General features: G+C 42.2%; 11 protein-coding genes. All 11 read left to right on the top strand.

What is annotated here, in order from left to right:
- The first annotated feature begins 16 nt into the window (after nt 1-16).
- The 11 genes from C7E02_RS18540 (at nt 17) to metG (ending at nt 12,511) form a co-directional block, all read left to right on the top strand.
- Nucleotides 17-985 (top strand): LysR family transcriptional regulator, encoded by a 969-nt coding sequence (locus C7E02_RS18540; protein WP_005338185.1) that lies wholly within the window; start codon nt 17-19, stop codon nt 983-985.
- Nucleotides 986-1,050: 65 nt separating this feature from the next.
- On the top strand, nt 1,051-1,851 hold the full coding sequence (gene yqeB, locus C7E02_RS18535) for a selenium-dependent molybdenum cofactor biosynthesis protein YqeB (protein WP_105310416.1): 801 nt from the start codon (nt 1,051-1,053) through the stop codon (nt 1,849-1,851).
- Between the two features lie 270 nt (nt 1,852-2,121).
- Complete coding sequence (locus tag C7E02_RS18530) at nt 2,122-3,144, top strand: molybdopterin-binding protein (protein ID WP_029730994.1); 1,023 nt, start codon at nt 2,122-2,124, stop codon at nt 3,142-3,144.
- A gap of 10 nt (nt 3,145-3,154) precedes the next feature.
- Nucleotides 3,155-4,177, top strand: a complete 1,023-nt coding sequence (locus C7E02_RS18525) for an XdhC family protein (protein ID WP_029730993.1) — start codon at nt 3,155-3,157, stop codon at nt 4,175-4,177.
- Nucleotides 4,178-4,183: 6 nt separating this feature from the next.
- Nucleotides 4,184-5,191 carry a GTP 3',8-cyclase MoaA gene (moaA, locus tag C7E02_RS18520; RefSeq protein WP_105310415.1) on the top strand — a complete coding sequence of 336 codons (1,008 nt, stop codon included), beginning with the start codon at nt 4,184-4,186 and terminating at the stop codon, nt 5,189-5,191.
- 4 nt (nt 5,192-5,195) lie between these two features.
- The gene (locus C7E02_RS18515) at nt 5,196-6,131 is read left to right on the top strand and encodes an MOSC domain-containing protein (protein WP_105310414.1); all 936 of its coding nucleotides are present in this window, start codon (nt 5,196-5,198) and stop codon (nt 6,129-6,131) included.
- Between the two features lie 173 nt (nt 6,132-6,304).
- The gene (gene modA / locus C7E02_RS18510) at nt 6,305-7,195 is read left to right on the top strand and encodes a molybdate ABC transporter substrate-binding protein (RefSeq protein ID WP_105310413.1); all 891 of its coding nucleotides are present in this window, start codon (nt 6,305-6,307) and stop codon (nt 7,193-7,195) included.
- Nucleotides 7,196-7,310: 115 nt separating this feature from the next.
- On the top strand, nt 7,311-8,015 hold the full coding sequence (gene modB, locus C7E02_RS18505) for a molybdate ABC transporter permease subunit (RefSeq protein WP_022279449.1): 705 nt from the start codon (nt 7,311-7,313) through the stop codon (nt 8,013-8,015).
- 131 nt (nt 8,016-8,146) lie between these two features.
- The gene (locus C7E02_RS18500) at nt 8,147-9,208 is read left to right on the top strand and encodes a sulfate/molybdate ABC transporter ATP-binding protein (RefSeq protein WP_105310412.1); all 1,062 of its coding nucleotides are present in this window, start codon (nt 8,147-8,149) and stop codon (nt 9,206-9,208) included.
- 93 nt (nt 9,209-9,301) lie between these two features.
- Nucleotides 9,302-9,922, top strand: a complete 621-nt coding sequence (locus C7E02_RS18495) for a hypothetical protein (RefSeq protein WP_005338170.1) — start codon at nt 9,302-9,304, stop codon at nt 9,920-9,922.
- A 642-nt stretch (nt 9,923-10,564) separates the two neighbouring features.
- Nucleotides 10,565-12,511 carry a methionine--tRNA ligase gene (metG, locus tag C7E02_RS18490; protein WP_005338168.1) on the top strand — a complete coding sequence of 649 codons (1,947 nt, stop codon included), beginning with the start codon at nt 10,565-10,567 and terminating at the stop codon, nt 12,509-12,511.
- Nucleotides 12,512-12,667: the final 156 nt, after the last annotated feature.

Genomic DNA, 12,667 nt, shown 5'->3' with positions numbered 1-12,667 from the left:
AGAAATGGTGGGACAGATGAAGATAGGCGCAGTAATATTGGTGGCCGGAGTCGGGATACCAGATGAGGAGATGGAAAAGTTTCTTGAGATGAAGAGACCGACCATTTTCGAACAGATGATTGTAAGCTATCAACGTGCGGGTGTGGCAGACATTGCTCTGGTCACACGGGATGGAATGGCAGATAAGATAGAGCAGACATTGCATCGTCGCGGGGTTACATTTTTGGATATAGAGTCAGATTCCTTTGATTTAGCAGTTCTGAAGGGACTTTCTTATCTATCGGATACATGCGAACGTATTTTTGTCGGAGATATTCGTTTTCCTTTTTTTCAACCGGATATATTGGTAATGATGCAGAAGCGTCAGGCAGAATTGCTTGGTGCAGTATATGGAGGTATGTTTGGCGACTTGATCTGTACCAGTCAGGCATGCGCAAGAAATATCTGCAAAAAACTGGAACAACAGATTGAAGAGAGCGCAGAGATGGCAGAAGGAACTGTCAGAAGTACCGGTGTGGCGGCTTTCTGGAAGCAGTTCGGTTATCGGATCGCGCATATAGAGGTTGAGAATGAAGGGATTCTTGTGAAGGTGACATCGGCACAGGAATATGAAGAAAGACGGCAGATATTTGCAGAGAAGCAGATACGAGGTCATGTGAAAGTAAGCCTTGCAGTGAATCGTTCTTTTTTTGGACCGGGTGTTGTAACACTTCTGACTCAGATCGATCGTCTGGGTTCTGTGCGGGAGGCCTGCGCAAAGACCGGTATGTCTTACAGTAAAGGCTGGAAGCTCATCCATACAGCGGAGGAAGAGACTGGCTGGAAGATCGTGGAGCGCATGAGCGGTGGAAAGAATGGTGGCGAAGCCTATATAACTGAGCGTGGGCATATGCTTCTTGAAAAATATGAACTTTACAGGGAACGTGTTGAAGCGGCAGCTCAGGACATTTATAAAGATGTTTTTCAAGACGGTGAATTATTTTAATTAAGTCGAAAGCACTTCTACAGGGGACGAGCAGATAATCACAAAAAGGGAAAGAAGACTGGCGCATGAGAATTTTAATAAGAGGAGCAGGAGATCTGGCTACAGGAATTGCATATCGCCTATATAAATGCGGATTTGAAATTATTATGACAGAGACGAAAGTTCCATTGACTGTACGACGGACAATTGCATTTTCTAGAGCAGTGTATGAAGGAAATGCAGAAGTAGAACATGTTACTGCGAAACTGACTGACGGACCGGAACAGATAGATGATAGAATAAAAAAGGGGTATATACCGCTTCTTGTGGATCCAGGACTTAAGTATCTGAAAGAGTATAAGGCAGATGTAGTTGTAGATGCAATACTGGCAAAAAAAAATCTGGGAACAACGATAGACGCTGCTGAATTTGTAATTGGGGTCGGACCTGGATTTACCGCTGGAAAAGACTGCCACGTAGTAGTGGAGACTATGAGAGGACATAATCTTGGTAAAGTGATCCATGAAGGCTGTGCAATTCAGAATACAGGAATCCCGGCAGAAATAGGAGGATATTCTATTGAAAGGATCATCCGTGCATCGGCAGACGGACTTTATGAGCCTGTGGTTAAAATCGGTGATCATGTGGAAAAAGATCAGATTGTTGCTTATAGCGGTGGAAAATCTGTCCGAGCGTTGATGAGTGGTATTGTCCGGGGAATGCTGCAGCCAGGGGTAAATGTTACAATTGGCATGAAGTGTGGAGATATTGATGCCAGATGTAAGGAAGAATATTGCTATACAATTTCGGATAAAGCCAGAGCAATCGGTGGCGGGGTGCTGGAAGCAATCATGGAGCATTTCAATGGAGAAAAACATATCCTATAAGAAATGATGCGAGGGACAGGATAAAAGAATTTGTGAATTTTGAATGACTGAAGAATGTGACGAATTGGTTGACAAAAAAGTCTGTTTTGCTATAATATTATTATATAAATTTGATTGCGATCAACGGGGATTTGTTTACCTTAGATAAAAGGTGAAAAATCCCTATTTTAATATCAAAAAAATTGATATTAAAATAACTGAGAAATGTTATAAAAATATTTTTTTAAACTGCGAATAGTTTTGAAAAAATATTCGAAGGGAATGGATAAAATGAAATTAATGCGAACGGAAGATGCAGTGGGGCAGGTATTGTGCCATGACATCACACAAATTATCAAAGGCGTTACGAAGGATGCCGTATTTCGAAAAGGCCATATTATTACAGAGGAAGACATACCGGTACTTTTAAGTGTGGGAAAAGATCACATTTACATTTGGGAGAATAATGAGAATATGCTTCATGAAAATGATGCGGCTAAGATCTTGTATGATATGTGTGCAAATGAGCACATGATCCCATCGGAAATCAAAGAAGGAAAAATTGAACTGATCGCGGAGTGTGACGGTCTTTTAAAGGTTGATACAGAGCGATTGAATGCAGTAAATGCGCTTGGTGAAATGATGATTGCCTGTCGTCATGGAAACTTTCCGGTAAAAAAGGGCGATAAGATTGCCGGGACAAGGATTATTCCTCTTGTTATAGAAAAAGAAAAAATGGAGCGTGCAAAAAAAGCAGCTGGTGAAGAACCGATTTTTGAGCTGATTCCATTTAAAAAGATGAAAGCTGCAATTGTAAATACTGGAAACGAAGTATTTTACGGAAGGATCAAAGATACATTTACACCGGTTATTATCGAAAAATTGAAAGAATATGGAGCAGAGGTCGTCGGGCATGTAGTAAGTGATGATAACCATGAACATATTACAGCGGCTATTCAGAAATTTTTGGATGAAGGGGTGGATATGGTGCTTTGTACAGGCGGAATGAGTGTGGATCCAGATGATCGTACTCCGCTTGCGATTAAGAATACAGGTGCTGAGATCGTGACTTACGGAGCACCTGTACTTCCGGGAGCCATGTTCTTGCTGTCCTACTATGGAGAGAAAAAAAGACCAGTCATTGGTCTTCCGGGATGCGTTATGTATGCGAAACGGACTATTTTTGATTTGGTTCTGCCACGGATCGTGGCTGGAGAGATTCTGAAAAAAGCAGATATTGATACACTGGGAGAAGGCGGCTTATGCTTGAATTGTCCGGTCTGTACTTTCCCGAATTGCGGATTTGGAAAGTAGGTGAGTGCAGATGTGGGAATTCTTACAAAAATTAAAACAACTGCAGCCAGAGAGTAAAAATATCGTTTTGACAGGACTGACAGGAGAGGTACTTGGGGAAAAAGCGCTTGTATCGAATGGAAAGCTGGTATGGGCATCTGTTGCAGGGGGATTTTTAGAACAGCATGACCAGCAGATAGAGCAGTTAGAAGTAAATGGTATAGCGCTTGTTGATGGCGAAAAAATATTTGGTGAAGTTATAGGTGGACAGAAGAAAATCGTGATCTGTGGTGGGGGACATGTTTCCATGCCGATTATTCAGCTTGGCAGACAGATTGGATGTTATGTAACAGTACTGGAAGACAGACCGAAATTTGCAGATAACGCCAGAAGAGCAGGAGCAGACAAAGTTATTTGTGATACATTTGAAGCGGGACTGGAACAGATTCCCGGTGATTCAGATACGTTTTTTGTAATCGTTACCCGCGGACATGTGTATGATCGGATCTGTCTGGAAAGTATTGTAAGAAAACCACATGCGTACATTGGAATGATGGGAAGCCACAGAAGAGTGGCACAGGTAAAACATAGTGTTCTTGAAAATGGAGCCGATCCACAGGTGATCAGTCAGTTACATTCTCCAATCGGCCTGGATATAAAGGCGGAGACACCGGAAGAAATCGCAATATCCATTATGGCAGAAATTATACAGGTCAAGAATCAGGATAAACGAGGAGCCGGTTATTCGAATGAAATCCGGGATGCAATCGTGAAATGTGAGGATCAGAAAAAGATATTGGCGACGATAGTCGAACGAAAAGGAAGTGCGCCAAGAAGTATTGGAACGAAGATGTTGATAATGGAAGACGGACGATGTGTAGACACTATTGGGGGCGGCTGTATTGAAGCCGCGATTGTCAGCAAAGCGTTATTAATACTGCGAGGATGCGCAAAAGCGCCACAAATCGTGCATGTGGATATGACTGGTGAAGATGCCGAGGAAGAAGGCATGGTGTGTGGTGGTAAAGTAAAGGTATTGTTGGAGGAAGTTTAAAGATTTATGAAGGATCAGTATGGAAGAATAATAGATTATATGAGAATTTCCATTACGGATCGGTGTAATCTCCGGTGTCGGTATTGTATGCCGGAAGGAGTAGAATTAGTTCCGATGAAGAACATTCTTTCTTACGAAGAAATTGAGATGGTCTGTCAGGCGGCTGCAAAGGCCGGAATCCGTAAATTCAAAATTACAGGAGGAGAACCGCTGGTAAGACTGGGGTGTCCGGAATTGATTGGAAAGATTAAGAAGATTCCGGGAGTAGAGCAGGTAACAATGACTACGAATGGTGTCCTGCTGTCAAAATATTTGCCAGAACTATTGAAAAATGGGCTGGATGCGGTGAATATTAGTCTGGATACACTGGACCGGGAACGTTATCAGGTAATTACCGGACGGGACGAACTTTTCAGGGTGCTGAAAAGTGTGGATCAGGCAGTAGATGCCGGAATCCCGGTGAAAATCAACAGTGTACTTCAAAAAGGCATGAATGAGGATGAATTTCTGGCACTTGCAAGATTGACGCTGGAGAAAAAGCTGGATGTACGTTTTATTGAGATGATGCCGATTGGGCTTGGAAAAAAGTTTGAGACGATTTACAATGAAGACATTTTGGAAGAGTTAAAGAAACAATATCCTGATATTCAGGAAGATCGACAGATTCATGGAAATGGACCGGCAGTTTATGTGAAGCTTCCGGGAGGACAGGGAAGTGTAGGATTTATCAGTGCACTTCATGGAAAATTCTGTCAGTATTGTAACCGGATACGCATGACGGCGCAAGGGTGTTTAAAACCTTGTCTGTGCTATGGAAAAGGCGTGGAGCTGAAGGATATTTTTGACAGGCATGAAAAGCCGCAGAGATGCGGAACAACAATGGCAGATCAAGAAACATTGGAATGTTTGTATCAGGCAATCACGGAGGCAATTCAGTTAAAGCCGAAAAGCCACCGTTTTGAAAATTTAAGTGAAATTACAGAAGATAAGAAAATGAGTCAAATTGGGGGATAGAGCTGTGGGAAAGATATTAGCAATTTGTATTAGTGAGAAAAAAGGAACCCAGAAAAAACCGATCGAGTCTGCAAGACTGGTGGAAGAATGGGGAATTGAAGGAGATGCCCATGTGGGGAAATGGCACCGTCAGGTGAGCATGCTTTCATTTGAAAAGATTGAAGCATTTCGAGAGAAAGGTGCGGACGTAGACTTTGGAGCATTCGGAGAGAATCTTGTTGTGGAAGGGTTTGATCTGAGTAAAGTCCTGGTAGGAACGAAATTTCAGATTGGAGAAGCAATTTTGGAATTGACGCAGATTGGAAAAGAATGCCATAGCCACTGTGCAATCTACAAGGTTATGGGTGATTGTATCATGCCAAGAGAAGGTGTGTTCACAAGGGTTCTGAAAGGCGGCGAGATTAAGGCTGGTGATGAGATCACAATGCTTCCATTAGAAAAAGATCGTCCGTTTACGGCGGCGGTTATTACTTTGAGTGATAAAGGTGCTGCAGGAGAGCGGGAGGATAAGAGTGGTCCATTGATTCAGGAGATGCTTATGAAGGAAGGATATGACGTGATAGAGACATTACTGCTTCCGGACGGAGAGCAGCCTTTGAAGCATCAGCTTATGAGACTGGCAGACCAGAGACAGGTCAATGTGATCTTTACGACAGGTGGGACCGGATTTGCAGAAAGAGATGTGACACCAGAGGCAACACAGGCAGTCTGTGACCGCATGGCGATGGGAATTGCAGATGCGATCCGTCAGTATTCACTTTCTATTACCGGAAGAGCAATGTTAAGCCGGGCTGTATCCGGAATTCGAAAAAAGACGTTGATCGTCAATCTTCCGGGAAGCCCGAAGGCTGTAAAAGAGAGTCTGGAGTATGTATTGCCACATCTGGGACATGGACTTGGAATTTTGCGTGGCACAGATGGTGAATGTGGAAATAGCTGATAATTCATGATATCAGTGAGGATAATAATAGCGGTTGCATGTGAGAGCAGACATGAAAATGTTTAAACACGCATAAACGACCGCTATATTATTTATAACACCGATTGTTTTTGTAAAACAAATCGATTTTTAAAAACAGTCATTATGCTAATCCAAAAGAAGGGAGAAACGAGATGAAAAAAAGAGTATTAGCAACATTACTTGCAATGTCTGTGGTATTAGGACTCGCAGCATGCGGAAGTAAATCCGACAGCAAAGATGACAAAAAAGAGGAGACAAAAACAGAGGCGAAGGCTGATGCTGCAGAAGATGTAGAGCTTCAGGTATTTATTGCCGCCAGCTTGAGCAAAGTTATGGATGAAGTCGCAACAGAGTATCAGAAAGATCATCCAAATGTGAAGATTACATTTAATGCAGATAGTTCAGGAACACTGCTTACACAGATCGAGGAAGGATATGCGTGTGATGTATTCTTTTCAGCAGCTCAGAAACAGATGGATCAGCTGGAGAAGACAGACGGACTTGTAGTTGACGGCACACGTAAGAACGTTGTAAACAACCAGGTCGTAGTTGTAACACGTAAAGACAGTGGAACAAAGGTTACTGGACTTGAGACCTTAAAAGAGGCTTCCAGCATCGCTCTTGCAGGTGGAAGCGTACCGGTTGGAAAATATACAAGACAGGCACTTGTAAACCTTGGAATCCTTGATAAAGTTGACGATGTATCCACAATTCCTACAGAGACAGTATCTGAGGCACTTGGCGGAGTTGAGATCAGCGAGCAGGATAACGTAAGTAAAGTATTGGCAGCAGTTGTAGAGGGATCTTGTGAAGTTGGTACAACATACTATTCTGATACATATGGATATGAGGATGAGCTTAATATCCTTCAGACAGTAAGCTATGATCTTACAGGAAATGTAATCTACCCGATCGCTCAGGTTAAAAATGACGAAGCAAGTGATGCAGAAGTCTCAGAAGCAAAAGATTTCATCGATTTTGTAACATCTGATAAAGCAAAAACAATTTTCCAGAAATACTATTTCGATACAGATGTAGAGTAAGAAATATCTTTCCTAAGCCAGCAAAAAGTTGACTGGGAATTAAAAAAGCAAAAAAAGTCCCTTTCCTGTCTCAAAACAGGTCAGGGACATTCTTGAAGTCGGAGGAGGAATGTAGATGGATGCAATGGAATCGATTATTAAAAATCTGGACTGGAGCCCGCTTTTTATATCATTAAAAACAGGAATCGTGGCGACTTTTATATCATTCTTTTTAGGAATTTATGCGGCGAGAAAAGTGGTAAAGACAACACCGGGCAAGAAGGCGGTCATTGATGGAATACTGACACTGCCGATGGTACTGCCACCGACTGTCGCAGGTTTCTTCCTGCTTTTGATCTTTAGCAAAAGAAGACCATTTGGAATTTTTTTGTATGAGACATTTGATATTAAGGTCGTGCAGTCATGGCTTGGTTGTATTATTGCAGCAACCGTTATCGCATTTCCACTAATGTATCGTAATGCAAGAGCTGCTTTTGAACAGTTAGATGTCAATCTGATTTATGCAGGGCGCACACTTGGTATGTCTGACATCCGGATTTTCTGGAAAGTTGTGATTCCAAGTGCAGGACCTGGAATTGCATCCGGAACCATTCTTACATTTGCAAGAGCCCTTGGAGAGTACGGAGCAACATCTATGCTGGCTGGAAATATTCCCGGAAAGACGGGAACGATTTCTCAGAAAATTGCTATGGTCATTCAGGATGGAGATTATGCAACAGCGGGAGTATGGGTAGCGATCGTTATGCTCATCGCATTTCTTGTAATCTTTTCCATGAATTTTATATCCGGCACAAAGATGAAGAATATCAAACGCTGGTAGATCCGGTTAAATAACATACTGCATCCTCTGTATGTTGTTTGAGTCGCCAGGCATACGACAAAAAGAAATTGTGGATGGAGAATGCATGGGATTGTACGGGAAATTGTGGAAAGATGCGGGAAGGATAAAAAATGGGAATTAAAGTAGATATTAAGAGAAAACTGGGAGAATTCAGTCTTGATATACATTTTCAGACAGAATCGAAACGAATCGGGATTCTGGGAGCATCTGGTTGTGGAAAAAGCATGACGCTTAAGAGTATCGCGGGGATTGAGACACCGGATTTTGGAATGATACAGATTGATGATAAGGTGCTGTTTGATTCGGCCAATAAAGTGGATTTAAAACCACAGAAAAGAAATGTCGGCTACCTCTTTCAGAATTATGCGTTGTTTCCAACTATGACAGTTGCAAAAAATATTGCGGCAGGTCTGAAAGGCAGCAAGGAAGAAAAGCAAAAAAAAGTACAGGAAATGATTGAAAAATTTGAGCTGACAGGACTTGCTGACCGGTTGCCGGGACAGCTTTCCGGTGGGCAGCAGCAAAGAGTTGCACTGGCGAGGATCATGGCGTATGAGCCGGATGTCATTCTGTTGGATGAACCATTTTCCGCATTGGACGTATTTTTAAAAGACCGGCTTCAGCAGGAACTGACCGAGATGCTGAAGGATTATGACGGAACTGTTATTATGGTATCGCACAGCAGAGACGAAATTTATCGTTTCAGCGAGGAACTGTTGATCATGGATCAGGGGAAACCGGTCATTTATGGAGAAACGAAAGAAATATTTGCGAAGCCTGTATATAAAGAGGCTGCAAAACTGACCGGCTGTAAGAACTTTTCCAGAATAAAACGTGTAGATGTACATACGGCAGAGATCCTTGACTGGGGAATTACATTACATACAAATCAGGAGATTGATGAACAGGCAACCTGGTTTGGGTATCGGGCTCATGATTTTGTGCCGGTGTGGGGAAAGCGAAAGGAGAACTGTCTGAAGATAACTGTTGAAAGTGAGGCAGCACTTCCTTTCGAAAGAAATTATTACCTTTACCCGGAGGGGGAAGAAAATCAGAATAAACAGACAATCTGCTGGTTTCTTCAGAGAGAAAAGCTGGAAAAAATCGGAGAGAAAGGAATGCCGGATTATCTGGAACTTACGGAAGAGGGCATGATGTTCCTGAGAGGATAAAAGAGAGGTTTAAGTAGTTGCGGGTTTTATAGGGGTATGTTAGACTGAACATAGAATAGATTTGAAAAAACTCAAAATGAGGAGGAAAAAGGTATGAAGAGAATGAAAAGAGTATTGGCTTTGGGGATGGCGGTACTGATGTGTATGGGGCTGACTGCATGTGGCAAAGATTTTGATGCAGCAGGATACACAAAATCGGTATTAGATGCAAATTATCATGCGCAGTATGATAAATATGCTGAATACCGTGGAATTTCTGAGAGTGATGCGAAAAAAGAAGTGACAGAAGGTATGAGAACTCAGATCGAGAGCGCATTTTCAGGAATGGACGTTAGTGATGAGATGATGGATAAATACATAGAGGTAGCTGATAAGGCCTATGATCTGGCAGATTTCACAGTAAAAGATGCCAAGAAACAGGATGATGACAGCTATGTAGTAACTGTAGTGATCAAGCCATCAGATGTATTCCGTAATTCTTCCAATTATGTAAATGATATTGCAACAGAGTATGCAGATCAGGGAAAAGATCCGACACAGACAGATGTGCTTATGGATATTTTAGTTGAGAGCCTGAACCGTGCGATGGAAGCAAACTCTTACGGTGATGAGACGACATTGGAAGTTCATGTAACAGCGGACAAGGATGGGGCATACGGAATCGAAGAATCGGAGATGGAGACACTGGAAGCAACTATGTTCCCAGGCGAATAAATTAGACAAAACAAAGTATTTAATAGCCGGGGGTATTAATGGCAGGGTATTAATGGCAGGGTATTAATGGCAGGGTATTAATGGCAGGGTATTAATAGCTGGCCATAGGAAAGCTATATAAAAGGCTTGACATGCCAGTCCTTACTGTGCTACGATTTTTACGTTGAAATTCTTTTATATCTATATAAAAGAGATGTAAATATTCATAAGATAGCCAGAATGATTTATGGAAATTGCTGAATATTGAAAATGAAACAGAAAATGCGTGGAAAAAGAGAGTACGGTTGGAAAGATTCTACAGAGAAGCCCCGGTTAAGCTGAGAAGGGCGGATTGGAACAAGCGGAAGATGGCTTTGGAGCAGTGAGTGTGAAGAGTGGCAGACAGGTCAGGAATTTAGCACTTAATGGGATTCGCCCATTACAGCGAAAGAGTGTAGATGGCACTCGATGAGGTTCTGATCCGTGAGGATAGAGCGAAAAGAAGTGGTAACGCGGAATATCCCGCCTTCTCAGTATGAGAAGGCGGTTTTTTTGTATAGGTAGGAAATTGCATTTCCTACCTATACAAAAAGCCACCGGCAGGATGTGACAAAAATTATCATTAAATAATGAAAAATTAAGATTATAGAAGGAGAGAAGAATATGTGTGAGAAATGCAACAAAGGAAAGTATTATATTACTACAGCGATTGCTTATGCATCAGGCAAACCGCATATTGGTAATACTTATGAAATCGTTCTTGCAGATGCAATTGCAAGATACAAAAGAAGTCAGGGATACGATGTATTTTTCCAGACAGGAACTGACGAGCATGGTCAGAAAATTGAACTGAAAGCGGACGAGGCCGGTATTACACCAAAACAGTTCGTTGACAATGCAGCGGGAGAGATTAAGAAGATCTGGGATTTAATGAATACTTCCTATGACAAATTTATCCGTACGACTGATGAGGATCATGAAGCACAGGTCAAGAAAATTTTCAAAAGACTGTACGATCAGGGAGACATTTATAAGAGTTCATACGAGGGAATGTACTGTACTCCTTGTGAGTCCTTTTGGACAGAGTCTCAGTTAGTAGACGGAAAATGTCCGGATTGTGGACGCGAATGTAAACCAGCGAAGGAAGAAGCATATTTCTTCAAAATGAGCAAATACGCTGACCGTCTGATCGACTATATCAACACGCATCCGGAATTTATTCAGCCTGTATCTCGTAAAAATGAGATGATGAACAATTTCCTTCTTCCAGGTCTTCAGGATCTGTGCGTGTCCAGAACATCCTTCACATGGGGAATTCCGGTTGACTTTGATCCAAAGCATGTTGTGTATGTATGGCTGGATGCCTTGACAAACTACATCACAGGAATCGGATACGATTGTGATGGAAACAGCACAGAGCAGTTCAAGAAAAACTGGCCTGCAGATTTACATTTGATCGGAAAGGATATTATCCGTTTCCACACCATTTACTGGCCAATCTTCCTGATGGCACTGGATCTTCCACTTCCAAAACAAGTATTTGGACATCCATGGCTTCTGCAGGGCGATGGTAAGATGAGTAAATCCAAGGGAAATGTATTGTATGCTGATGAATTGGTAGATTTCTTCGGAGTTGACGCAGTACGTTATTTCGTACTTCATGAGATGCCATTTGAGAATGACGGAGTTATTTCCTGGGAGCTTATGGTAGAGCGTATGAATTCCGATCTGGCAAATACACTTGGAAATCTGGTCAACAGAACCATTTCTATGACAAATAAATACTTTGGCGGAACGGTGACGAATAAAGGTGTTGCTGAGACAGAAGAAGACAAAGCAGTTGATGCGGATCTGAAAGCAATCACAGAGGATACGCCAAAAAGAGTGGAAGCTAAGATGGACGAGCTGCGTGTGGCAGATGCAATCACAGAGATTTTCGTACTCTTCAAACGCTGCAACAAATATATCGACGAGACAATGCCGTGGGCACTTGCAAAAGAAGAGGCTAAGAAAGACCGTCTGGAGACAGTGCTCTATAATCTGATTGAGAGCATCAAAACAGGAGCAAGACTTCTGGAGTCCTTCATGCCAGAAACATCTGAGAAGATTCTTGCACAACTTGGTGACGGAAAAGTGACAGAAAAGCCGGAAATTCTTTTCGCAAGATTAGACGTAGAAGAAGTAATGAAGAAAGTAGAAGAACTTCACCCACAGATGACAGCAGAAGAGAAAGAGAATCAGGCAGATGGGGAAGAAGAGACAGTAATCGATATTGATGCAAAACCAGAAATTACATTTGACGACTTCGGAAAAATGCAGTTCCAGGTAGGTGAGATCATCTCATGCGAGGCAGTCCCGAAATCTAAGAAATTACTGTGCTCACAAGTAAAAATCGGAAGCCAGGTAAAACAGATTGTATCCGGAATCCGCAAACACTATACACCAGAAGAAATGGTCGGCAAGAAAGTTATGGTACTTGTGAACCTGAAGCCGGCAAAACTTGCAGGAGTACTTTCAGAAGGAATGCTTCTGTGCGCAGAAGATGCAGAAGGAAATCTGGCCCTGATGACACCGGAAAAAGCAATGCCGGCAGGAGCAGAGATTTGTTAATATACAGAGCTTAAAAATTTTGTGTACGGTGAAGCACAATTCAAAAAGGGACAGGTTAACAATCGCTGTAAGAAGCGGAAAAAGGCAGTTTAAATAATTACACAATTTAATTGGGGACGGGGTTTTTTTGAAAAAACCCCGTCCCCAAAGGAGGAA

The organism is Dorea sp. Marseille-P4042, from assembly GCF_900290215.1.
Classification (GTDB): Bacteria; Bacillota; Clostridia; order Lachnospirales; family Lachnospiraceae; genus Dorea; species Dorea formicigenerans.
Note: the sequence above shows the minus strand (reverse complement) of the source record. Positions and strands in the feature narration are given on the sequence as shown.